General features: G+C 42.1%; 19 protein-coding genes and 1 other annotated feature. Of the genes, 12 read left to right on the top strand and 7 right to left on the bottom strand.

Annotated features, from left to right (window positions below; all coding sequences use genetic code 11):
* The first annotated feature begins 91 nt into the window (after positions 1 to 91).
* The 3 genes from DFO73_RS19215 to murC all read left to right on the top strand — a co-directional run bounded on the left by DFO73_RS19215 (position 92) and on the right by murC (position 3414).
* Positions 92 to 1189 carry a nicotinate phosphoribosyltransferase gene (locus tag DFO73_RS19215; protein ID WP_110066333.1) on the top strand — a complete coding sequence of 366 codons (1098 nt, stop codon included), beginning with the start codon at positions 92 to 94 and terminating at the stop codon, positions 1187 to 1189.
* A gap of 60 nt (positions 1190 to 1249) precedes the next feature.
* Positions 1250 to 1900, top strand: a complete 651-nt coding sequence (locus tag DFO73_RS19210) for a hypothetical protein (RefSeq protein ID WP_110066332.1) — start codon at positions 1250 to 1252, stop codon at positions 1898 to 1900.
* Between the two features lie 218 nt (positions 1901 to 2118).
* Positions 2119 to 3414: a UDP-N-acetylmuramate--L-alanine ligase gene (gene murC, locus DFO73_RS19205; RefSeq protein WP_110066331.1), complete on the top strand. Its 1296-nt coding sequence runs from the start codon at positions 2119 to 2121 to the stop codon at positions 3412 to 3414.
* Positions 3415 to 3702: 288 nt separating this feature from the next.
* Here murC and DFO73_RS19200 read toward each other — a convergent pair whose 3' ends face one another.
* Positions 3703 to 4818, bottom strand: a complete 1116-nt coding sequence (locus tag DFO73_RS19200) for an aminopeptidase (protein ID WP_110066330.1) — start codon at positions 4816 to 4818, stop codon at positions 3703 to 3705.
* Positions 4819 to 5045: 227 nt separating this feature from the next.
* Between DFO73_RS19200 and DFO73_RS19195 the strand changes: the two genes are divergently transcribed.
* The 3 genes from DFO73_RS19195 to ytxJ all read left to right on the top strand — a co-directional run bounded on the left by DFO73_RS19195 (position 5046) and on the right by ytxJ (position 6508).
* Positions 5046 to 5531, top strand: coding sequence for a DUF948 domain-containing protein (locus tag DFO73_RS19195; protein ID WP_110066329.1), 486 nt, complete (start codon positions 5046 to 5048; stop codon positions 5529 to 5531).
* 22 nt (positions 5532 to 5553) lie between these two features.
* On the top strand, positions 5554 to 6078 hold the full coding sequence (locus DFO73_RS19190; RefSeq protein ID WP_110066328.1) for a YtxH domain-containing protein: 525 nt from the start codon (positions 5554 to 5556) through the stop codon (positions 6076 to 6078).
* Between the two features lie 100 nt (positions 6079 to 6178).
* Positions 6179 to 6508 (top strand): bacillithiol system redox-active protein YtxJ, encoded by a 330-nt coding sequence (gene ytxJ / locus DFO73_RS19185; protein ID WP_110066327.1) that lies wholly within the window; start codon positions 6179 to 6181, stop codon positions 6506 to 6508.
* 28 nt (positions 6509 to 6536) lie between these two features.
* On the opposite strand, the gene pilM is transcribed toward ytxJ, so the two are convergent.
* Entirely contained in the window at positions 6537 to 8714 is a 2178-nt protein-coding gene (gene pilM, locus DFO73_RS19180) for a pilus assembly protein PilM (RefSeq protein ID WP_110066326.1), read from the bottom strand.
* Positions 8715 to 8987: 273 nt separating this feature from the next.
* On the opposite strand from pilM, the gene DFO73_RS19175 reads away from it, so the two are divergent.
* The 4 genes from DFO73_RS19175 (at position 8988) to motS (ending at position 13416) form a co-directional block, all read left to right on the top strand.
* Positions 8988 to 10064: a bifunctional 3-deoxy-7-phosphoheptulonate synthase/chorismate mutase gene (locus DFO73_RS19175; protein ID WP_110066325.1), complete on the top strand. Its 1077-nt coding sequence runs from the start codon at positions 8988 to 8990 to the stop codon at positions 10062 to 10064.
* A gap of 495 nt (positions 10065 to 10559) precedes the next feature.
* Positions 10560 to 11558 carry a catabolite control protein A gene (gene ccpA / locus DFO73_RS19170; protein WP_110066324.1) on the top strand — a complete coding sequence of 333 codons (999 nt, stop codon included), beginning with the start codon at positions 10560 to 10562 and terminating at the stop codon, positions 11556 to 11558.
* Between the two features lie 315 nt (positions 11559 to 11873).
* Positions 11874 to 12692 carry a flagellar motor protein MotP gene (motP, locus tag DFO73_RS19165; protein ID WP_110066323.1) on the top strand — a complete coding sequence of 273 codons (819 nt, stop codon included), beginning with the start codon at positions 11874 to 11876 and terminating at the stop codon, positions 12690 to 12692.
* Complete coding sequence (gene motS / locus DFO73_RS19160; RefSeq protein WP_110066322.1) at positions 12682 to 13416, top strand: flagellar motor protein MotS; 735 nt, start codon at positions 12682 to 12684, stop codon at positions 13414 to 13416. Before motP ends, motS begins: the two co-directional genes overlap by 11 nt.
* Before the next feature lie 193 nt (positions 13417 to 13609).
* On the opposite strand, the gene DFO73_RS19155 is transcribed toward motS, so the two are convergent.
* The 3 genes from DFO73_RS19155 to DFO73_RS19145 form a co-directional block, all read right to left on the bottom strand.
* Positions 13610 to 14782 carry an acetoin utilization protein AcuC gene (locus DFO73_RS19155; RefSeq protein ID WP_110066321.1) on the bottom strand — a complete coding sequence of 391 codons (1173 nt, stop codon included), beginning with the start codon at positions 14780 to 14782 and terminating at the stop codon, positions 13610 to 13612.
* The gene (locus tag DFO73_RS19150) at positions 14779 to 15426 is read right to left on the bottom strand and encodes an acetoin utilization AcuB family protein (RefSeq protein ID WP_110066320.1); all 648 of its coding nucleotides are present in this window, start codon (positions 15424 to 15426) and stop codon (positions 14779 to 14781) included. Before DFO73_RS19150 ends, DFO73_RS19155 begins: the two co-directional genes overlap by 4 nt.
* 151 nt (positions 15427 to 15577) lie before the next feature.
* On the bottom strand, positions 15578 to 16210 hold the full coding sequence (locus DFO73_RS19145) for a GNAT family N-acetyltransferase (protein ID WP_110066319.1): 633 nt from the start codon (positions 16208 to 16210) through the stop codon (positions 15578 to 15580).
* Positions 16211 to 16434: 224 nt separating this feature from the next.
* On the opposite strand from DFO73_RS19145, the gene acsA reads away from it, so the two are divergent.
* Positions 16435 to 18153: an acetate--CoA ligase gene (gene acsA, locus DFO73_RS19140; RefSeq protein WP_110066318.1), complete on the top strand. Its 1719-nt coding sequence runs from the start codon at positions 16435 to 16437 to the stop codon at positions 18151 to 18153.
* 356 nt (positions 18154 to 18509) lie between these two features.
* On the opposite strand, the gene DFO73_RS19135 is transcribed toward acsA, so the two are convergent.
* A complete protein-coding gene (locus tag DFO73_RS19135) occupies positions 18510 to 21404 on the bottom strand; it encodes a transglycosylase domain-containing protein (RefSeq protein ID WP_110066317.1) in 2895 nt (964 codons plus the stop codon).
* A gap of 185 nt (positions 21405 to 21589) precedes the next feature.
* Positions 21590 to 21815 (top strand) — a binding site (T-box leader).
* A gap of 105 nt (positions 21816 to 21920) precedes the next feature.
* Between DFO73_RS19135 and tyrS the strand changes: the two genes are divergently transcribed.
* Positions 21921 to 23180, top strand: coding sequence for a tyrosine--tRNA ligase (gene tyrS / locus DFO73_RS19130; RefSeq protein WP_110066316.1), 1260 nt, complete (start codon positions 21921 to 21923; stop codon positions 23178 to 23180).
* Between the two features lie 390 nt (positions 23181 to 23570).
* Here tyrS and rpsD read toward each other — a convergent pair whose 3' ends face one another.
* On the bottom strand, positions 23571 to 24173 hold the full coding sequence (gene rpsD / locus DFO73_RS19125) for a 30S ribosomal protein S4 (protein WP_110066315.1): 603 nt from the start codon (positions 24171 to 24173) through the stop codon (positions 23571 to 23573).
* Positions 24174 to 24246 lie beyond the last annotated feature (73 nt).

Here is a 24246-nt window from a genome sequence, read left to right as displayed (position 1 = left end):
CTGAAGCTGGCCAGCTTTAGAACGTGCCCATGGAGACGCCAATACCAGCAGGCACAATTGCTTTCTTTATTGTTTGTGAGGAGCTTTAGGGATGAAGGAAATTGAGATGAAGGTAAAAGGGGAAATTAAACGTCTGACAAACCAGACCTTTAAATTCGATGAACGTGTAAGGGATGGCTGGTTTTCAGCAGTTTATTTTCTCAAGACTAGGGAAATCGTTAAGAAATACCATGAGGATAAAATCGTAACAATGCAGTTTTTCCAGAAGAGCCATGCCGTTTTGTGCGGGACAGATGAAGTGATTGCCCTGCTTAAAACCTTTGCGGACCGTCCGGACGATTTGGAAATTTATTCTTTAAAAGATGGCGATAAGATTTCGCCCTTTGAAACAGTACTGACGATTACAGGAAAGTACCAGGACTTCGGTTACCTGGAAGGTATCATTGATGGAATTCTGGCCAGAAGAACCTCGGTCGCAACGAATGTATATAATGTGGTTAAAGCTGCAGGTACTTCAGGGGTCCAAAAACAGGTCATTTTCATGGGAGACCGTGATGACCATTATATTACCCAGGCTGGCGACGGATACGCAGCCTTCATTGGGGGGGCAACTGCCCAAGCTACACATGCTATGAACGAATGGTGGGGCAAGAAGGGAATGGGGACAATGCCCCATGCACTCATTCAAATGTTTGAAGGTGACATCGTAGCAGCCACAAAAGCTTATCAGGAAACCTTCCCGGAAGATGAATTGGTTGCTTTGGTTGATTACAATAATGATGCGATCACAGATTCATTGAAAGTGGCGAGGGCATTTGGAGACGAACTTAAAGGTGTACGGGTAGATACATCGAGAACCTTGATTGATCAATATTTCCTAAGGAACCAGCATCTGCTGGGAACGTTTGACCCTCGCGGGGTTAATGCCGAGCTGATATTTGCTCTAAGAAAAGCATTGGATGATGAAGGCTTCGGCCATGTGAAAATTGTGGTTAGCGGGGGATTTACCGAATCACGTATCCGCGAATTTGAAGAACAGGGTGTCCCCGTTGATACCTATGGAGTGGGAAGCAGCCTCCTGAAAATTACAACAGGGTTTACCGGCGACAATGTCATGATAGATGGAAAACACGCAGCCAAAGCTGGACGGCGGTACCGCCCGAATCCGCGCCTAGAAAAGGTTGAATAAGCCAGGTCCAGCGCAATCAGCATCTATTAATATTTACAAACAAAGTAAGGAGCATCCTGTATGGATATGGAAGGCTCAATTTTGGATCTGAATTCTTTCCGTGAGACCAAACAGCTTCAAGGAGAGAAAAATGCAGTTCAGTTATACAAACTAGCCGGAGATTACACTGAACGGACCGCAAATATCAGAGAGAAAGTCCGGGCAAAACATCTATTTCGAAAGACGCTCGGCCTTCCTCCTGAAGCTGCCTTTACGTCATTGCAAAATGAAGTGTTTCAGAATTGGTTCCTGTTTGATTATAAAACGATCCAAGGTTCAACGATGTTCAGTCTCTTCTTGAAAAACAATTCCCGGCAGCTTTCAGAGCCCGATTTAATCCAAGGGGCTCTCTTTTTAACATCTGCCATGGAACCGATTAGGATCATAAAGATTGATCATAACGTAATAACCGCTTTTGGGGCAGAATCTGAAAGTCCTTTTCAAATGAGGCATATGCATAGGAATCTGCCTGAAACGTGTGAATGGTTATTCATCAGAAAAATTCCGATACAGATGTTTGATTTTGCGATGGGGCCAGTTTTGCCTGTTAAGAATAAAGTTACAGTAGATAGAATGCTGGATGCCTATTCGGAGGCAAAAAAAAAGTTTCCTGAACTAACCTGGAGAGCCTTTTTAAAAACAAATGTTTTATATTTTTTATTTGGGGAATAAATAGCTGGCAATACGTTACATAGTTTTTAAATATAATTAGTGTTATAATGATGCAATACGTTAAAGTGTCTGTTCTTAAAGGAGACAAGAAAGTCGGACTTTCTGAACATACATAATAGAAACACAGTCAGTGTAGCATGTCCTCAAAGGGGTATGCGCAAATCTAGATATATGTCATATACTGTTTTACAGATATACGATGGTTGGAGGTTCTTTATATGACTATTTACCATTTCGTAGGTATTAAGGGGTCTGGAATGAGTGCTTTGGCGCAAGTTCTGCATGATATGAATTATCAGGTTCAAGGCTCCGATTTTGAGAAACACTTTTTTACTCAGGAGGCCCTTGAAAAATCAGGAATAAAGATCCTTCCCTTTCAAAAGGAAAATATACAGCCGGGCATGACGGTAATCGCCGGAAATGCATATCCGGACACGCATGAAGAGATTGAGGAAGCAATGAAGCTTGGCTTGCCTGTTGTACGTTACCACCGTTTTTTAGGTGACTTTATGAAAAAATTCACAAGCATTGCGGTGACTGGGGCTCATGGGAAGACGTCCACTACAGGTTTGCTTGCGCATGTGATGAGAGGCGCAAAACCAACTTCATTCCTAATTGGAGACGGAACGGGCAAAGGGGACGAGGAAGCGGAATATTTTGTATTTGAAGCTTGCGAGTATAGGAGGCACTTCCTTTCATACTTCCCTGATTATGCAATAATGACGAATATTGATTTTGACCACCCTGATTACTTTGCCAACATTGATGATGTTTTCTCTGCTTTTCAGGAGATGTCATGGCAAGTGAATAAGGGGATTTTTGCATGCGGAGATGACGAGCAGCTGCAAAAAATTCAGGCAAAAGTGCCAGTCGTATTTTATGGTTTTGGAGAAGACAATGATTTTCAGGCACGGAATGTGGTGAAAACAACAGAAGGGACGACATTTGATGTATTTGTCCGCAACACCTTCTTTGGAACCTTCTCCATTGCAGCTTATGGAGATCACAATGTATTGAATTCCCTGGCCGTTATTGCTCTTTGCCATTATGAAGAAATAGATGCAAAGATTGTTCAGGAGCAGCTTCTTTCCTTTGAAGGTGTAAAAAGAAGATTCTCTGAAAAAAATATGGGATCACAGATTATCATTGATGACTATGCTCATCATCCCACCGAAATAAAAGCTACTGTAGAAGCGGCAAGGCAAAAGTATCCGGAAAAGGACGTTGTAGCTGTATTCCAGCCTCACACTTTTACAAGGACTCAAGCGTTTCTTGATGATTTTGCAGCTAGCCTTAATTTAGCCGATAAAGTCTATCTTTGCGAAATTTTCGGCTCTGCCCGTGAGAACCACGGAAAGCTCACGATTGATGATTTAAAAGCAAAAATACCAGATGCAGAGATTCTGAGCGAAGAAGAAACAGCTGTTTTAAAAAACCATGAAGATAGCGTTATTATGTTTATGGGAGCCGGCGATATTCAAAAGTTCCAGCAAGCATATGAAAATCAATTTTAATAAAAAAGGATGCAGCCAAATGGCAGCATCCTTTTTTATTTATTGGCTCTGCTAAACTTGCCTATTGATTTTCGCTTCAGGCGCTCAGCGAATGCCGGCGGTCCGGGAGCCTCCTCAACCACTAACCTTCGGGGACTCTCTTTGACTCGCTTCTCCCGCTGGGCATTGAAGAAGCTTCCTTGAATTATCACCGCACGAAAGAAATGCGATAGTCTAGTCGAGGATCTCAAGTCTTCCGCTCCAATCAATAGGGCGCCAATATCAAAAATGAGCTTTAACAGAGCTTTTTTATTTTAAATTTTCCGGGTTGAGTGCTTCCAGTTCAGGAATCACAAAACGGCCGTCTTTGCGGATTAACATATCATCAAAATAAATTTCACCGCCGCCGTAGTCAGGGCGCTGGATATTTACCATATCCCAATGGATGTTGGATTTATTGCCATTATAAGCTTCGTCATAGCATTGGCCCGGTGTAAAGTGGAAGCTGCCGTCAATTTTTTCATCGAATAGGATATCCTGCATCGGATGCAGAATATACGGATTGACCCCTATGGCAAATTCGCCGACATAACGTGCGCCTTCATCTGTATCAAAGATTTTATTAATTCGTTCACTGTCATTGGCTTTCGCCTCAACAATTTTGCCGTCTTTGAATGTCAATTTTACATTTTCGAAAGTAAATCCATGGTATGGAGATGGAGTATTATATGTGATAACCCCATTAACTGAATCACGTACCGGAGCCGTATAAACCTCTCCATCCGGAATATTCATCTGGCCCGAACACTTGATAGCCGGAATGTCTTTAATAGAGAAAGACAAATCTGTTCCAGGCCCAGTAATTCTGACCTTATCGGTCTTATTCATCAATTCAACAAGATTGTCCATTGCTTTGTCCATTTTTCCGTAATCCAAATTACAGACATTAAAGTAGAAATCTTCAAATGCTTCTGTGCTCATTTTAGCTAATTGGGCCATAGAAGAGTTAGGATAGCGGAGAACAACCCATTTTGTCTTTGGCACGCGAATTTCTCTATGAACTTTCTTGCCGATTGTGGACCCATGAATTTTCATTTTATCGTCAGGCACATCTGCATGTTCGTTAATGTTATCGCCTGAGCGCAGGCCTATGTATGCATCCATCTTGGCCATTACATTGGCTTCAAACTCAGCCATCATATTAAATTGTTCCTCCTGTGCCTCTAAAAGCAGGGAACGGTCAACCTGGTGGTCTTTTAATAAAACAAAGGGATATCCCCCTGCCGCATATGCTTCTTTAACAAGGGCGGTTACCAGTTCTCTTTGCAGCCCGAAATTTTCAATCAGGACTTTCTCGCCTTTTTGCAGCCGGACAGAATAATTGATCAGGTTCTTAGCCAGCTTTTCAATACGAGGATCTTTCATTGCCTAAATCCCTCCAAATAATATTTTTTCCGACAGATCTTATTGTAACCGAAATTAAAGATTTTGTTGAATCTTTTCCAAGTATGCTAAGATTTACTTTAGTAAGGGAATATAGGAATTAATGAAGGAAATTGGGTATTGGAAATGGAATCTATTAATGTACGCCTGGTTTAGAGGCAGTGCATCTGGGTAAAAAGTTAGTATACAGATAACCGGAGGTGTATGAAATGGAAATTATTTTATATTTGAGTGTGGCAGTAATTGCTATCGCATTCCTGGTTTTAGTCATTTATTTGGCCAAAACGTTAAAATCTTTACAGGGAACATTAGATAATGTTTCTCACACGCTAGCAGGTCTCGAAAGGCAATTGGATGGAGTAACAAAGGAAACAACGGTCCTGCTACATAAGACCAACACCTTGGCAACAGACATTCAGCAAAAGTCTGAAAACTTGAACAGTGTTGTAACGGCAGTGAAAGAAGTGGGGGACTCTGTCCGCAGATTTAACGGATCTATTCAGAAAATCACATCTTCTGTAAACACACAGCTTGAACAAAATAAAGATAAAATTTCACAGGTGGTACAGTGGAGCAATGTTCTTCTCGAAATTAAAGATAAGTGGAAAATGAGAAAAAATGACCCTTATCAGTACAATGTTGACGAGAAACAAATGTTGCCGCCCGAACGCCAAAGAGAAAGAGCAAGATACTAGAAATCGAGGAGGAAAAAGGAGAATGAATAGCCAAGACCGCAACCAATTTGAGGTAAACCAGTCAAAATCAGAGGAAAATATCAATACGAAAGACTTTATGATCGGCGCTTTAATCGGAGGCATAGTTGGCGCTGCAACTGCCCTCTTCCTCGCTCCTAAATCAGGCAAAGAGCTTCAGAGCGACTTAAACGAAAAAGCGTCTGTCTTAAAAGAGAAATCAGGCCAGTTTCGTGAAACAGCAATGACAAAGGGAACTGAGCTGGCGAGTGTGGCAAAAGAAAAAACAAATGCCATTACTCAAACCGTTTCCAAGCAATCAAATGGGTTAGTCAATAAAGTAAAAAGCCTTAAAGAGGGGCAGAATGCTAATGGACAAGCTTCTGAAAATAGCGCTGCTGAAGGGAACGCCGAACTTGCTTCAGAAAGCATTAATGATGAAGGATTTCAGTCAGAAGGCAATGCACCAGTAAATGATGCTGAAATTCAAATGAAGCTTGAGGAAACAAAACAGGCTTTTGATGAAACCGAACAAAAGTACAATCAATAAATTTGTCTTAAAAACGGTGAAGTGATACTATTACTTCACCGTTATTTATTTTTTGATTTAGCTTTGGCGCCTGCGCTTTTCTAATTGAGGAGGTATAGAGATGAAAAAATTTGATAGCAATGAAGCATTTGACCAAGCTGTTAAATCAGGAGAGCAGATGCTGCTTTTAAAACACAGCTCAACATGCCCTGTCAGCGGTGCGGCTTATGAAGAATATGAAAGCTTTGCAAATGAGCATAAAGATTTGAACATTTATTATTTAGTTGTCCAGGAGGATCGCCCATTATCCAATCATATCGCGGAGACTTTTCATATTAAGCATGAATCGCCCCAAGCTATTTTGTTTAAAAATGGGGATGTGGCATGGCATGCTTCCCATTGGAAAATTACATATGACTCCTTGGAGAAAGCTTTGGAAGAAAATAGATAAAAGACATCCGAATTCGGATGTTTTTTATCTATATAGGCTTTAGCTTCGAGCTCTTCTTATTAATGGCAGGCCAGACGATTTTTAGATCATCACCGGGTTCTATCGGGTCATGAAAAGTAGTTTTTTCCCCATTTTTTAAAAGAACAAATTTTCCTGCTGAATCTCTAGGCATTTCAATCTCTACGTGGTTAAATAAGTCTTGGAATATAAATGGGCTTATTTTTTTGTGTAAAACAGTAAGTACATCACCATCAGAAATTCTGTCATTTTCTGATAAGGCTGTTCCTTCTCTGTGGAATTCGGTCATGGTTCTGGAAAGCTCTATTTTTTTTCCATTAAAAATAACAGGGATGCTTTTCGATAGTATTAGCTGCTTTAATTCAGCTATTTCTTTTACAGTTGGTGTACCTCTTTTTTGAATTAAAAGATTGTCACCATCTTCAATCGTTTTGTGATGCTTTACCTCCATGCCGTTTCGGAGGACTTTTCCTGAAAGGCGCGGCAGGAAGGTTTCTTTTCCATTCATTTTGATCTGAAAAGGCTTTAGCTCTTTTAGCAGTTCTTTTAAGTCTAAGGCATTGAGGATTTCTTCAACTGTTTCAGGAATCCTGCATTCTATTTTATCCCTATCCCTTAAAACCTGATCAGCTGCAGCTGGTATTCCATTACAGGTGATTTCAGTCTGGATGGTATAGTTATGGCTATTAATGGTCACAGACTTAACAGGAATCTCATCAATTAAATCCCCAATCCGTACTTCAGCGGAAAGGCCGTCCCTGCCTATTTTAACCGTAATTTGGTCTCCAGCTGCAACTTCTTCCTCCAATGAACTTGAAATCCCATTCCGTAAAATTGCTGGAGGTTCCCCATAGCCGCCCGGGATTGTTATATTTTGTGCATTTACGCTAACAATCATGGCAAGGCCCGGTTTTCCATATAGTTTATTCATCTTAACGCCTGCGGCCAAAAGACAGTCTCCTACTGTAAGTTTTTTAACCTCAAATAAGCGGACAGGCTGCTCATTGACGTAGACAGTACAATAATGGACAGGGGATTTTTGTGCCGCAATGGCAATCCCGATTGGGGTGACAAGTTCCGGACCTTTGTCAATTATGTCCGAAACAGTCAGCTCATTTATAGCGTCTATTCCCCGGATAGCAACCCTGTTCTCAGGGAGGCTTAGTTTCCGGGCTATTCTTGCAGGAAGATCTGGAGTTAAGCTTCCGCCTCCTACAAGCATAACGGCTTTAGGGGGCCTGTTATTCAAATTCAAGATTTCGCTGCAAATGGAATCTGCCAGGCGGTCTAAGGCCGGGGATATCTGTTCTACAAGATCGACTTTGCTGATCTCCGTTTCAAATCCAAGAATATCTGTCACTGTAATGGTATCATGGACATGAAGATCTCTTTTGGCTTTTTCGGCTAACGGAAAATCCAACAGAAGATGGTCGCTGACAGCCTCTGTTATTTCATCACCTGCTACAGGCACCATGCCATAAGCAATAACAGTTCCCATGTCTGTAATGGCAATATCCGAGGTACCGGCTCCAATATCTACAAGAGCGACATTCAATCGCCTCATGGACGGCGGAATGAGCACATTTATCGCTGCAATCGGCTCAAGGGTTAAAGCCTCCATTTCAAGCCCCGCTCTCTGGAGAGCTGAAATAAGGGACTCTACTACAACCTTTGGCAAAAAAGTAGCAATAATTTCTACTGAAGCCTCTTCTCCCTGCTGATCAATCAAATTGCCGATTTCTTCCCCATCCAGGCGGTAGTAAAGCACAGAATAACCTACGCAATAATAATAATAGCTTTTTTCAATTTCATGTTTTTCGGCAACTATTGCCTGGGCCAGCTGAACAGCGCTTAATTCAAGATGAAGGATATCCTGTTTTTGCATCATCGGCTTTCCGTTAATATTAATGGAGGCTTGAGCCCACTCTGTTCTTAAAGCTCTCCCTGCTGCAGCAACACATACTTTTTTTAGAGGGCCATGTTTTGTTTCAAGTTCACCCCTGATTTCTGATATAATCCTTGAAACAGCTAAAATATCATGAATTTGCCCGTCTAACATTGCACGTTCAGCATGCTCCTTTACTACAATATCTTGAGCATGATACTGGCCCTCGTGTTCTTCAAGAATAATGCCAACCACAGAACGCGTACCGATATCCAGTGCAAAAAGCTTTTTTTGATCGTACAAAGCGATACACCTTCTTTGTTTTATGCCATAAAATGGCTTAATTTTGCTTTATTACTTAAAAGCGTTTAATTAATAAAGAAATTTTTAGTGACATGTCTGAATAATTCATATATAATAACCCTAATTATAAAAAATGTATCACATATCCAGATGCCGTAAAAGAGAAAGAATGGAAATGTTTAACTTGGCGAATGATAAAATATATTCGCTCAGGTGCAAGTTTCTTATCAAAAAGTGCGGCTCTAATTCAGATTCGAAAGGAAGGGACAGGAAATGAGCAATAATGAGCTAGATAAACTGCGGGATCGGGTAGATGAGCTGAACCTTCAGCTGTTATCATTGATCAATGAAAGAGCAGAACTTGTTCAGGAAATCGGAAGAGTTAAGGAAACACAAGGGGTTTATCGTTATGATCCTGTCCGCGAACGCAACATGCTGGACTTGATAAAAGAGCATAATGACGGTCCATTTGAAAACTCAACGATTGAGCATATGTTCAAGGAAATTTTTAAAGCAGGCCTTGAGCTTCAAAAAGATGATCATCGAAAAGCGCTTCTTGTTTCACGAAAAAAGAAGCCTGAAAATACAATTGTTGATTTAAAGGGAGAAAAGGTGGGAGACGGCAACCCTCATTTAGTGTTCGGCCCTTGTGCGGTTGAATCTTATGAACAAGTTGCGACAGTTGCCGAAGCTGTTAAAGCGAAAGGCCTTAAGCTTCTGCGCGGCGGTGCTTATAAGCCTAGAACTTCTCCATATGATTTCCAGGGACTTGGCCTTGAAGGGCTAAAAATATTAAAAAGAGTGGCAGATGAATACGATTTAGCTGTAATTTCTGAAATTGTAAGCCCAAATGATATTGAAACTGCTGTCAATTATATTGATGTAATCCAAATTGGTGCAAGAAATATGCAAAACTTTGAACTTTTAAAAGCAGCTGGGGCTGTAAACAAGCCAGTTCTTTTGAAACGCGGCATTGCAGCAACCATCGAAGAATTCATTAATGCAGCAGAGTATATTATGTCCCAAGGAAATGGACAAATCATTCTTTGCGAGCGAGGAATCCGCACCTACGAGCGTGCAACACGAAATACCTTGGATATCTCTGCAGTGCCAATTCTGAAACAGGAAACACATTTACCGGTACTTGTTGATGTTACGCATTCAACAGGACGCAGAGATTTGCTTCTCCCTGCTGCTAAAGCAGCATTGGCAATTGGAGCGGATGGCGTAATGGCCGAAGTACATCCAGATCCAGCCGTTGCCCTGTCAGATTCAGCACAGCAAATGGATCTTAACCAATTTGATCAGTTTATGTCTGAATTGCAATCCTCGGCTTTGCTAAAAGTATAAATCGTAATGCATGGAGCCTTCTGCTAATCAGCAGAAGGCTTTTTCGTTATTTGACGCTCGGTTAAGCTTGGGTGTTGATTTCCGCTGGGCACTCGTTTCCGCGGGCTTCAGACGCTCCCTGGCATTCTCCGCCTGCGGGGTCTCCCTTGGGTACGCTTTTCCCGCAGGATATTGAATTGGCTTCCTGGAATAAACACCGCACAAAGAAAATGCGAATGCATTTTCGAGGATCTCGTGCCTTCCGCACCAATCAACACAGTGCTAAAGCATCAATTATCTTTAACATAGCTCTATGTAGAAAATCCAAAAACAAGCTTTTTTTCAAAAAAACAAGCCTTGACATTGCGGCAAATCCTGGACTGTCGTATGATTAAATACATAATTGAACATGTGTATCCAATCACAAAATAGGATAAAAAATGAGTAGGTTATGTAATGTTGCTGTAAAATAAAAAGTAATAGAAGTGACCGCTATTCGAAGAAGGAGTGACTGTAATGAATGTAACAATATACGATGTGGCAAGAGAAGCGAATGTTTCAATGGCAACGGTTTCTCGTGTCGTAAATGGAAATCCGAATGTAAAGCCCGCAACAAGAAAGAAAGTAATGGAAGTAATCGACAGGCTTGGATATCGTCCAAACGCTGTAGCACGCGGACTGGCAAGCAAAAAAACAACAACTGTCGGAGTTATTATACCCGATATCTCAAGTACTTTTTTTGCAGAACTTGCCAGGGGTATTGAAGATATCGCAACGATGTACAAGTACAATATCATTCTGAGCAACTCTGACCAAAATATCGAGAAAGAGCTGCACTTGCTTAATACCATGCTTGGAAAGCAGGTGGATGGCATTGTATTCATGGGGGGCAATATTACATCAGAGCATGTTGATGAGTTTGAGAAGTCTCCGGTTCCGATCGTTCTAGCAGGCTCCATTGAAGAATCAGGAAAAATTCCATCCGTTAATATTAATTATGAACGGGCAGCATTTGATGTAACGAAGTCGTTTATTGAAAAAGGCCACAAAGAAGTCGCAATTGTTGTGGGCCCTCTCCGTGAGCCAATCAATAAAGAAAAGAAACTGGCAGGCTATAAGCGTGCGTTGGAAGAAGCTGAAGTTTCCTATCGCGAGGATCTGGTCGTTGAAGGAGATTATACGTATGATTCAGGAATAGAAGCTTTTGAAAAGCTATTGGAAGCTGACCCAAGGCCAACAGCGATCTTTGCGGGATCAGATGAAATGGCCCTGGGAATTGTCCATGGTGCCGAAGATAAAGGCTATAAAATTCCTGAGGACTTTGAGGTCATCAGCTCCGATAATACCCGATTGGCATTGATGGTGCGCCCTCAGCTGACTTCTGTTGTACAGCCGTTATATGACATTGGAGCCGTTGCGATGCGCCTTCTTACTAAATTGATGAATAAAGAATCAGTGGATGAACAAATTGTGGTACTTCCTCACCGAATTGAGGAACGGGACTCAACAAAATAATAAAACTGCCGATATAATAGAAAAGCGGAGGTGCCTCGATCAGCCCCGCCAAGCGCTGGAGGGCGAGACGTTGAAGTCGTTCCTTGACTTCAGCATCTGGACCGAAGCGACCTCAAGCTGCTCAAAGCATCGTTCTTCGAATCATGCTTCTCGCAAGATATACTGGAAGCAAATTCAAAGATGAAAAACTGGCTAGCCGCTGCAGCTAGACAAAGGGTAGAAAAGGGAAACGCCTTACAGTTAAATGTGGAAGGCGTTTCTTTCTGCCATTTAGCTATTTATTACTATCTATGTAACCGATCAGGGAGAGAGAATATGAGGAAGTTTGATGTGTTAACGCCAGTGGGGCTTGTGATAGGCCTGGCAATGCTTATCTTTGGGATAATGTCGAATGGGGGAACCAGTGGTTTCTTTTCGTTTATAGATCCTTCTTCCATTCTGATTGTTTTAGGCGGTCTAATAGCCGGGCTGCTTGTGAGTTTTCCTTTAAAAGATATCAAGCATATGGCTACTGTTATTAAACAGGTCTTCTCCAGCGAAGAACAAAGTATTGGCCGGCTAATTGGGATATTTGTGCGCCTTTCCGATCGCGCCCGCCGGGAAGGGCTTTTATCGCTTGAGGCTGAAGTGGAAAAGGTGGACGATGCTTTTATCCGAAAGGGCATTTATCTTGCCGTAGATGGAATCGAGCCTGATGTCATAACGGACATTATGAACGCCGAAATCACGGCGATGGAAGAAAGGCACCGGAAAGGCAGAAGCACTCTCGAGAAAGCAGGGGAGTATGCTCCAGCATGGGGGATGATCGGGACGCTGATTGGTCTTGTCCTTATGCTTAAAAATCTAAATGATCCGTCTACGTTGGGTCCTAATATGGCAATTGCCCTATTAACTACTTTATATGGCTCGCTTCTGGCCAATCTGGTTTTTCTGCCAATGGCAGCAAAACTGGCTTTAAAGACTGAAAAGGAAGTCTTTTTAAAGCAAATCATTATTGAAGGAGTTATCGGGGTTCAGTCAGGACAAAATCCAAAAATCCTTGAAGAAAAGCTAAGTGCATTTTTATCTTCCGAAGAGCGCAGAGAATTGGAAGAAGCCATCAACGCAGGGGAGGCACTGGAATATGAAGCTTAGGCGAAGGCCTCCTAAGCCTGCTAAGGGTGCCCCTAGGTGGATGGTTACATTTTCAGATCTTGTCACACTGATATTAGTATTTTTTATATTGCTCTTTTCCATGTCGCAGATTGACATGATCAAATTTAAAGCGATTTCCGAGTCATTCCGTGATAGGCAGGTACTCGATTTTTACCCTTCTATTATTCCCAATGAGCATCCAGCAAGCATGGAACAAAATGATCAAAATGCTGGGGAAGAAGGCGACTCCCTTGATCAGCTGTTAATGGAAATTCAAACATTTTTAGATCAATACGGCCTTGAGGATGTTATTGTTGCAAACAGGACCGAACGTGGAGTGGTCCTTGTCCTGCAGGAACAGGTATTATTTGAATCTGGAGAAGCTAGCCTAATTGAGCGTTCCTATCCATTTCTGGACAAAGTCGGAACAGTTCTATCGAGTATGCCAAACCTGGTAAAAGTAGAAGGCCATACGGATAACCGTCCGATTAAGACATACAGATACCCTTCAAATTGGGAGCTGTCTGCGGCCCGGTCCAGCACGGTGATTAGATACTTGACCGAAAATCATAACCTTGAGAACCGCAGGTTTATTGCTGTTGGCTACGGAGAGACCCGACCGGTAGTCCCCAATACCGGACCGGAAAATTGGGAAAAAAACCGCCGGGTTGAAATCATTATTTCTGACCCGAAATATGATGAGGAAAGTTTTATAAATAATTGATAGCCGGTCTGGCATTTGCCAGGCTTTTTTATTTGGAAATGGGGATTTGGCCGGAATTAAAGTGTATTTGGCCGGTAAATATGATCAATGGCCCGGTATTAATAGAATTTGGCCGGTAAATGTTCGTCTGGCCGGTACATTAGAAAAAAGGCTGACACCCGGGTTCAAATAAAACGTTTGCCAGCCTTTTCATTTACATGGACTCTGTCATTTTCCTATTTCTTATAGGATATAGAACTTTGTCCAATGTTTGGGTGTTTTTTTCAGTTATTTCACTTTTTCGGGGAATCGGCGGATAGAGATCATCAGGATCGTCCCATTGAAGGGGAAGGGGCACAGGAGCATGCTTCTTCCAGGTGTTTATCCATTCTATAGGCAGATTGCCATAAGACTTTGAGTTTTCAGTCATTTCAAGCCATATCATGGCCCAGGCCCGGGGAACCACACGCCAAATATCATAGCCCCCGCCGCCGACAGCAATCCATTTTCCATCGCAATACTGATGGGCCATTTCATGTGCCAGTTTAGGAATCTCCCTGTATATTTTCATAGTTGATGACAAATGGGTAAGCGGGTCCAAATAATGTGAATCTGCACCATTCTGAGTGAGAATTACGTCAGGCTTAAAGAATTCAGCGACCTCACGAAAGGCTGTCCGGTAGGCATGGAGCCATGAATCATCTTCTGTAAAAGCATCCACTGGTATATTGAAAGAATAACCGTATCCTTTTCCTTGCCCACGTTCATTTACATTGCCTGTCCCCGGAAATAAATAGCGTCCAGTTTCATGGATGGATAAGGTGCATACATCGGGATCATCATAAAACGACCATTGGACACCGTCTCCATGGTGAGCATCTGTATCGACATACAGTACCTTCGCTTTATATTTTTCCTGAATATATTTTATGGCAACGGAGCTATCATTATATATGCAAAATCCTGATGCTTTTCCGCGAAATCCATGATGCAGTCCTCCGCCAAGGTGGAGAGCATGCTTTGCCCGTCCGCTCATGACGGAGTCTACGGCAGCCAGAGTTCCTCCTACCAGCAAGGAGCTTGCTTCATGCATATTTGGAAAAATAGGTGTATCCTCAGTCCCCAATCCGTAATTCTCTCCAACATCTTCAGGGAGCTGTCCCTGGCCGGCGAGTTTAACAGCGTTCACATAATTTGGATCATGGATCAGGTGGAGTTCTTCTTCAGTAGCTGGGCGAGGAGGAACGATTTGATGGTCCTCAATCGCTTTCATATTTTTAAGCAAATCGAGTGTAAGTTTGAGCCTTAGCTGGTTAAAAGGATGGTTTTTGCTGAATTTGTAGTTCAGCAGCTCTTCCGAATAGACAAAAATTGAATCATGAATCATAAGGAAATCCCCGGCATGTTAGGCCATAATACTGCAAAGCCGGATTTTTTCAAATCTTCAATCACAAGGGTGGGATTCATGGTTTGCACTCTTAACACTAAAATTTTAAATTTCTCATCCTTTTTATCCGGATAAACAAGGACACTCTGTATATTTGCTTTCCTTTTGCAAATGACTTCTGTAACTTCAAAAAGCATGCCGGCCCTGTTAGGCACTTTTACCTCAATTTGCGACCCAGGCTGATGTGCGCCTGTTAATTGGACCAGGGTGTGAAGAAGATCCGTTTCAGTCACAATTCCAACAAGCTTGTTATCTTTTAATATAGGAAGACAGCCAATGCGGTGCTCATAGAAAATGGCAGCAATTTCTTCTGCAAAATCAAGGGGATGCCCCGAAATGATTTCTGTTTTCATAATTGTTTCCAAAGGTTTCTGAAGATCTTCCTTAAATAACTCTGTATGAAAAATAGATGGAGTGGCGTCCCGGATGTCCCTGTCTGTGACAAGGCCTACCAGTTTATTTGCATTATCAGTTATCGGCAAATGGCGTACTTTATTTGCACTCATTATTTTTATGGCATCCGCTATACTATCATCCTTTGTCAGTGTAGTGACATCCGTTTTCATAATTTCTTCAACAATCACTTTTAGAGCCTCCTTTATAGAACTATATGGAGTTTCCACGCACACCAGCCAATGGATGAATAGCCAAAGCTGGAGGGAGGAACAAAGCGTATTTTCTAACATTGAAGCAATTTTTTAATACTAAATAATATTGGTTTTCAATGGTATTTTATTAATACATAAAGCGGTTCATAAAGCGCAGACGGTCGAATTGCTGGACCGATTCCTGCTCTACTCTTTTGCCGATTCTCGCCATCAGGCAATTTGCAGGATGGGAGCTGATTTCCGGGTCGTCAGTGGCATACCATTCCAGGCCGCCTGCATTCATCATTTTTTCCATTATCTTCCGATACTCCCAAACATTCAGTCCGGTTCCTTTTAGATCCCAATGCCAGTAATATTCTGTCGTAATAATGATGTAGTCTTCCATCGCATCATCCATCATTGAGACTTTTAATAGGCTCTTCCCTGTTCCAGAACCGCGGAAGGCCGGAATCACTTCAATGGCACCAAGTTCTATTAAATTATCCATTTTTCCCTCGGACCACCGCTCAAGGGGATCCGGGTACAAATAAGTTACATAGCCTACTATGGTGTGCCGGTCTCTGGCGATTATAATTCTTCCCTCCGGCAATCCAGCAATTTCAACCAGAGCTTTATGCTGCTGTGCTGGAGGCCTGAAAGCTACCAAATGTTCATGAAACTCGTAATCTGCAAGTTTTTCAGGTGAGATAGGCCCTTCGATAATTAATTTTCCATTTGCCGTTTTTAATTCTTTAGCATTGTACGTTTTTTTATGTTCCATTTATACACCGCCTAAAAGACATGATCAATGTACTATCTATTATACATAAAAACTATCTATTTAAAGCGCTTTCACATAATTTTCTGGTTAATTTGAAAAACTTTGTGACAATTCCCGGAATGATGCATAAGAATTATTTTTTAACTGCAATATTTTAAAAATTGAGAAAAAATAATATTTATACTATAATAATATCAAATCACAAAAAAGGGGGATATCAATAAATGAAAGTGGAAGCGCTGCCAGTGACCCAGGGAGAGTTTAATTTAAAAAACTATGACGAGTTATATGAGAATTTCAACTGGGCGGACGTGGAAAAAGAGTTTTCCTGGAAAGATACGGGCCGAATGAATATGGCCTATGAGGCAATCGACCGCCATGCGGAATCATTTAGAAAAAATAAGGTTGCCCTATATTATCGTGACGGTGAAAGAAATGAAAAGTATACTTTCAAAGAAATGAAAGAACTTTCCAATAAAGCAGGAAATGCTTTGAAGACATACGGCGATGTGGAAAAAGGAGACAGGGTGTTTATTTTTATGCCTCGTTCCCCCGAATTATATTTCGCCGTTTTGGGAGCCATCAAGCTTGGTGCGATCGTCGGGCCATTGTTTGAAGCATTCATGGAAGGCGCTGTCCGTGACAGGCTTGAAGACAGTGAAGCAAAAGTCTTAATCACTACTCCAGAACTTCTGGAACGTGTTCCGGTTGATCAGCTGCCAGCTCTAAAGCATGTTTTCCTTGTAGGCGATAATGTTGAGGAAACAGGCTCTTATGTTAACTTTAATAAAAGAATGGCTGAATCAAGCCGAAAGCTTCCTATCGAATGGGTTGATGGAAATGATGGATTGATTTTACATTATACTTCCGGTTCCACAGGCAAGCCAAAAGGTGTGCTGCATGTACATAATGCAATGATTCAGCACTTCCAGACGGCTAAATGGGTATTAGATCTTAAGGAAGAGGATGTGTATTGGTGCACTGCTGACCCAGGCTGGGTTACCGGAACATCATACGGCATTTTCGGTCCATGGCTTACAGGAACATCTAACCTGGTTGTCGGTGGAAGATTTAATCCTGAAACATGGTACAAGAGGATTGAAGAATATGGCGTTTCTGTTTGGTACAGTGCCCCAACAGCCTTCCGCATGCTGATGGGTGCTGGGGATGAAGTTGTTAAGAAGTTTGATATGAGCAGCCTTCGCCACATCTTGAGTGTTGGTGAGCCATTAAATCCTGAGGTAGTCAGATGGGGCATGAAGGTGTTCAATTTGCGCATCCATGATACATGGTGGATGACAGAAACAGGTGCACAGCTGATCTGCAACTATCCTTGCATGGAAATTAAGCCTGGTTCCATGGGCAAGCCTATTCCTGGTGTCAAAGCAGCCATTGTTGATGACCAGGGGAATGAATTGCCGCCAAACCGCATGGGTAACCTTGCTATTAAAAAAGGCTGGCCTTCAATGATGCACACCATTTGGAATAACGAGCAAAAATATGAATCTTACTTTATGCCTGGTGACTGGTATGTATCCGGTGATTCAGCTTATATGGATGAAGAGGGCTACTTCTGGTTCCAGGGACGTGTGGATGACGTTATCATGACATCTGGCGAACGTGTAGGCCCGTTTGAAGTAGAAAGCAAGCTGATCGAGCATCCGGCTGTTGCAGAAGCAGGAGTAATCGGAAAACCGGATCCAGTTCGCGGCGAAATTATTAAAGCGTTTGTAGCATTAAGAGACGGCCATGAGCCATCTGAAGAGTTAGTAGAGGATATCCGCCAATTCGTTAAGAAAGGTCTTGCAGCTCATGCAGCACCACGCGAAATTGAGTTCCGTGACAAGCTTCCAAAAACTCGAAGCGGTAAAATTATGCGCCGCGTCTTAAAAGCCTGGGAACTAGATCTCCCAACTGGCGATCTGTCTACAATGGAAGACTAATAGAAAGAGAACCGCTTATGGTGAAATGCACCCCAATTGTTAGATAAGACTAACAATTGGAGGTACATTTCAATGGCCGCGGTTCTCTTTTTTTGGTTTGGGCAGCAGGGAAAATATGAATAATTGTGAACTTAGCGAATAAAGCAGGAAAACTTGCAAGCTAAGGGGGGAAGTTTACGAACAAATGATAAAAAAATTAGCGAACAAACTGCATATCCTGGCAAATAAATAGGAAACTCCAGCTAGTTGGAACACTAAATAAGTAGATACAGAGCTTTAGAAAAATAACTAATAAAAAAAAGCTGACTTTCGAGCCTTTACCGGCTTGAAAATCAGCTTCACTTTTAAATATTTAACTAGTTTGTACTGCCTTCACCTTCTCCGCCTCCATCACCAGGTTCATCTGGCTTTTCAGGATCCGGCTTTTCCTCGGCTGGAGGGTCTGCAGGTTTTTCTTCTTCAGGTTTCTCTTCTTTCGGTTTTTCCTCTTTAGGCTTTTCTTCTTTAGGTTTCTCTTCTTCAGGCTTTTTGCCGATTTCAACCACGTTAGAAGGCTTGGATTCCTTCCCGGCAATATCAACGGCTGTTACGTGTATAGTCCCATTGCCAGCCTTGAAGCTTAGAGAGGAGCCAGCTTTTACTGTACCGACTTTTTTGCCGCTGCTATAGATGCGGTAGCCAATAACATCTTTTTCTGGATGAGCACCCCATGTAACGGTCTGGCCTGAAGCTTTAATGCTTAGGGCGGCAGGAGCCCTGCCGTTATCCTCCAGTTTGTCGCCGGTAGTTAAAATGCTCTTCCAGCGCTCTTTATTAGGAATAAGATCGCCTGGATTTGCTTTTATGCCAAATAATTTTTCAATATACTCTGGATTAAGTACCAATCCTGGTTCTGTAAATTCTTCAGGAGTTGAATCAAGAGCCATGTATTTTCTGTCGCCAATTCTCACAAGTTTTCCATTGCCCAGGCTATCGTCCACTTTTGTTGGAACAAACTTCGCGTTGAATAAGTCTGTTTCAACGAGGCCAGCCTTTGAGCATGCATCAGAAGGCAGAAGGCCAGATATAGCACAGAAGGATCTTCTTACAATCCCCCCAGGCATTTTAAAGCTTGTGCTAGGGTCGACAAGATCAGGGGCAACATCATATGCTGCATTCATGAGATCTGCCCATAGATAATTATTCCGCAGGCTGTAGCTTAATGAGCCGGGAGCTTTTAAAGACTTAGGTGTATCATAGCCGGACCAGATCCCGAAAGTAACATTGGGATTGGTTGCAACAAACCACGCATCGTGGAAATCTACGCCTGTTCCTGTTTTTCCTGCCCAGTCTGAACTGAATTTCAATCTATTTCTAACGGAAGTGGCTGTTCCGCTGTTAATAACATCCCGCATCATATCAATTGTTAAGTAAGCCGTCTGCGGGCTGAATACATCAACAGGCTTGACTTCATGCTGATAAATAATCTGACCATTTTTGTCAGTGATTTTTTCAATCATATATGCATCGACAAATTTACCGTCATTGGCAAAGGTGCTAAATGCATTTGTGTTTTCTTCAACTGTTACCCCATATTCCAAAGAACCAATGGCTGTAGACAGATTTGTATAGTCCGGTCCGATCAGGGAAGTAAAGCCCATCTTTTCCAGGTAGGCAGCAGGTCTTTGTCCGACTATGTCCTTATATAACTTAACAGCCGGAACATTGTAGGAATACTTTAAAGCTTCTCTGGCAGAAACCAGGCCGCTATACGTTCTGGTATAGTTATTTGGCCAAGGCCTGTTCAATCCTGGAGCAAGGTATAATGGCACATCCGGTAAAATTGTTCCTGGAGCTGACTTTCCTAGCTCCATGGCAGGTGCATACACCAGCAGCGGCTTCATGGTTGAACCATTTTGCCTTACAGCGTTTGTAGCATGGTTCAATTGCTCACGTTTGTGATCGCGTCCGCCGACAAAGCTGATAATTTTCCCGGTCTTATTTTCAATTAAAATAGCACCGACTTCTACAGGCTCCATGATTTGCTTGTTCTCACCCGTTTCAGGATCCTTAACTGTCTCTGGTTTGTCAGGTCCGTAATAAGGGTAATTATCTTTTACCTGCTGCATTTTATCATAAATATCTTTATTAACCGTTGTATGAATCTGATATCCATTTTGGCGGATTGTCCGGTCTGCAAGGGTTCTATATTCCTCGCGGAGTGCGTCATCTTCTTTTAGATCCTGTTCTTCATAACCATCGTTTTTCGCCAGAATCTTGGTCATGATGTTTACTGCACGTTCTTCAATTTCAAATGTTAAGTACGGATACTTTTCTAAAGGGCTTGCTGAAGGATCGGCAAAATCCTTTGTCAGGTCGTAAGCCAAAGCTTCTTCATATTGTTTCTGGTTAATCTTGCCATCGTCGTACATTCTTTTTAGAACAGTTTTCATTCTTGAGAATCCTGGTTCCAAGTTCTCTTTAACTGTTCCTTCCCTCGTAAAAGGGGTATAGCCGAATGGGCTCTGCGGAAGTCCCGCAATAAAAGCAGCCTGCGGCAAGGTCAATTCCTTTGCGCTTACCCCAAAAATGCCCTTGGCAGCTGCTTCAACACCGGCAATATTCCGGCCGGAAGCATTTCTTCCAAAGGTGGAAACATTCAGGTATGCTTCTAGAATCTCTTTTTTATCAAAGAATTTCTCAAGGCGCAATGCCAATAGTATCTCTTTTGCTTTTCGCTCAAAAGAAACTTCATTCGTTAAGATTTGGTTCTTAATCAACTGCTGTGTCAGTGTGCTTCCGCCGGATTGAACAGATGAATTTGTTACTTCCTGGAACAGGGCACGCATAATTGCTTTTGGCACCACTCCGTCATGCTCGTAAAAATATTCATCCTCCGTAGCTACAACTGCGTTAATCAAGTGGTCTGAAACATCCTCAAGCTTAACTTCCTCCCGTTCAAGGTCGGTCCGTAGCTTGCCCAAATACACATTATCCGCAAAGTAGACTTCCGAAGTTTCTTCATAATCGTATATATCCTTTTTCATGCTGGCATAGGACCGAATTGGCTCATCCTTTACAAGTGAGGCAAAATAACCCGCTCCCAAACCTCCAGCAAACGCACCGCCAATTACAGCCAAAATGATAAACAGCAAGGCTAAATTCCAGACAACCTGATAAGTTATGCTAGCCCCTTTAGCTGCTTTTTTATTGCCGAAGAGACCTGAAGTTTGCCTCAATTTATCAATAAGTATTTGAAACTTTTCTTTCATCGTATCAATCCCCCTAAAATCACATCTATTATAGCATATTGCGACATATTAATTGACAAGGTTCGCCATTTATCTGAAATTTCCTTTTTTTGTACATGTATTTGACATTTGGCTGATTTTTATGATAAAAATGGTTTATCTTAGTCATAGACGTAAGAAGCATAATTTCTGTTTCAAAAAATACTATATAGGCATTGATGGGAACCCAGTAATGCTTCTATCCCTGTTTCAGAAAGCCGGCGGCCGCTGCGAGCCGGTACAAATAGAAGGGTGAATTACCTCCCTGAGCTTTCACTGTCAACCTGCTCAGCAGTCATAGCAGTGAACGGTTATTCCGTTATCTTGAAAGAGTGGAGGGCATTTGTCCTCAATTTGGGTGGTACCGCGCAATATAAATCATGCGTCCCTGCATATGTGCAGGGGCGCTTTTTGTATGTGGGGAATCGCCACCATCTTTGCCTGGAAAAATTGCATTTTAACCATTTAGTAACAGTTTAATTTAGGAGGAACTTAACAATGAATGTACTTGAAGATTTGCAATGGAGAGGGATCGTTTACCAGCAAACAGATGAAGAGGGGATCCAGAATACGATTAATAAAGAAAAGATCTCTTTATACTGTGGTGTGGACCCTACCGCGGACAGTATGCATATTGGGCATCTGCTTCCATTTTTAACTTTAAGGCGTTTTCAAAAAGAAGGACACCGCCCAATCGTTCTCGTTGGAGGAGCTACCGGTTTAATTGGAGATCCGAGCGGCAAAAGCGAGGAACGAAAACTGCAGACATTGGAGACTGTTCAGCATAATGTGGACTCTATCCAAAACCAGCTGAAAAGGATTTTTGATTTTGATAGTGAAAATGGTGCTATCATGGTGAACAACTATGATTGGGCAGGTTCCATGGACATTGTTACTTTCCTCCGTGATTACGGAAAACATGTGGGAGTCAACTACATGCTTGCGAAAGATACGATTTCCTCCAGATTGGAAACAGGGATTTCTTTTACTGAATTTACTTACACCATTTTGCAGGCAATGGATTTCCTTCATTTATATGAGAATCATAACTGCAAGATGCAAATTGGGGGAAGCGACCAATGGGGCAATATTACGACAGGTCTTGAGCTTATCCGTAAAATGGCGCCGGAAGGTTCAAAAGCATATGGCCTGACAATCCCGCTTGTAACAAAAGCAGACGGAACCAAGTTTGGGAAGACGGAAAGCGGAGCGATCTGGCTTGATCCGGAAAAGACATCTCCATACGAGTTCTACCAATTCTGGATTAATACGGCTGATGCTGATGTTATTAAATACTTAAAGTTTTTCACATTCTTATCTCGCGAAGAAATTGAAGAGCTTGAAAAAGCAGTTCAGGAAGAACCCCATCTTCGCAAAGCACAGAAAGCCCTTGCGGAAGAAATGACTCGACTGATCCATGGCGATGAAGCTTTGGAGCAGGCGATTAAAATTACTGCTGCCCTTTTCAGCGGAGACATTAAGAATCTATCTGCTTCTGAGATTAAACAAGGCTTTAAGGATGTTCCTTCCTATGAGCATTCAGAGGGCGGAGAAGTTAGTATCGTTGATATACTGGTTGCTGCCAAAATTTCACCATCTAAACGCCAGGCCCGTGAAGATGTTACAAATGGTGCCGTTTCTGTAAATGGTGAGCGTGTAACAGAGCTTGATTATGTTCTTTCGGAAAAAGACAGGATTGAAGGCCAATTTACCGTCATTCGCCGCGGAAAGAAGAAATATTTCTTAATTAAATACTAAAATGAAAGCCCTCCGGTTGAAGGAGGGCTTTTCTTGTGTTCACATTTGGCACCATTCCGGTTATTGACAATGATAATAGCGCCACATATAAGATATGGAAGTTAATCTCACCAATTAGTGCCGATCCTAGAGAAAAGGTAGTTAATCATGCTGATTAACTACAGTAAAAGCGCTCAAGGTTCAAAAAAGGTAGTTAATCGCGCAGATTAACGACGATAAAGGCGCTCAAGACCCAAAAAAGGTAGTTAATCCTACTGATTGACGGTGATAATTCTGAATCAAAAAAGGTAGCTATCCCATTCCTACTCAGTTATGCTTCTAGAAACTCCACCTCATTATTGCCTAAAACAAAAAAACTGCCGACACATATCGGCAGTTTTCAAGTAAATATTAACGAGAGTAGAATTCAACGATTAGAGATTCGTTGATTTCAGCTGGAAGTTCAGAACGCTCAGGCATACGAGTGAAAGTTCCTTCTAGCTTGTCTGCATCGAAAGATACGAAGTCAGGTACGAAGTTGTTCACTTCGATTGCTTCTTTAACGATGTCAAGGTTGCGAGATTTTTCGCGAAGTGTGATTGTTTGACCAGGTGCAACGCGGTATGATGGAATATCAACACGAGCTCCATCAACCATGATGTGGCCATGGTTAACAAGTTGGCGAGCCTGACGGCGAGTACGTGCAAGACCTAAACGGTATACAACGTTGTCAAGACGTGATTCTAAAAGAATCATGAAATTTTCACCGTGCTTACCAGGCATTTTGCCTGCTCTATCAAATAAGTTACGGAATTGGCGCTCATTCACTCCGTACATATGACGAAGCTTTTGCTTTTCTTGCAATTGCAATCCGTATTCAGATAATTTTCTGCGTTGGTTTGGACCATGTTGTCCAGGAGCGTAAGGACGCTTTTCTAATTCTTTACCAGTACCGCTTAGAGAGATTCCAAGGCGGCGGGATAATTTCCAGCTTGGACCAGTATAACGAGCCATTTAAGACTCCTCCTTTTGTGTTTTTATTTTGGTAAAATAAAAACAGAAACAGATGTGCACAACAATTATGACC

Origin of the sequence: Cytobacillus oceanisediminis, assembly GCF_003182355.1 — a bacterium.
GTDB classification, from domain to species: domain Bacteria; phylum Bacillota; class Bacilli; order Bacillales; family Cytobacillaceae; genus Cytobacillus; species Cytobacillus oceanisediminis_A.
This window is presented reverse-complemented; position numbering and strand designations above follow the sequence as displayed.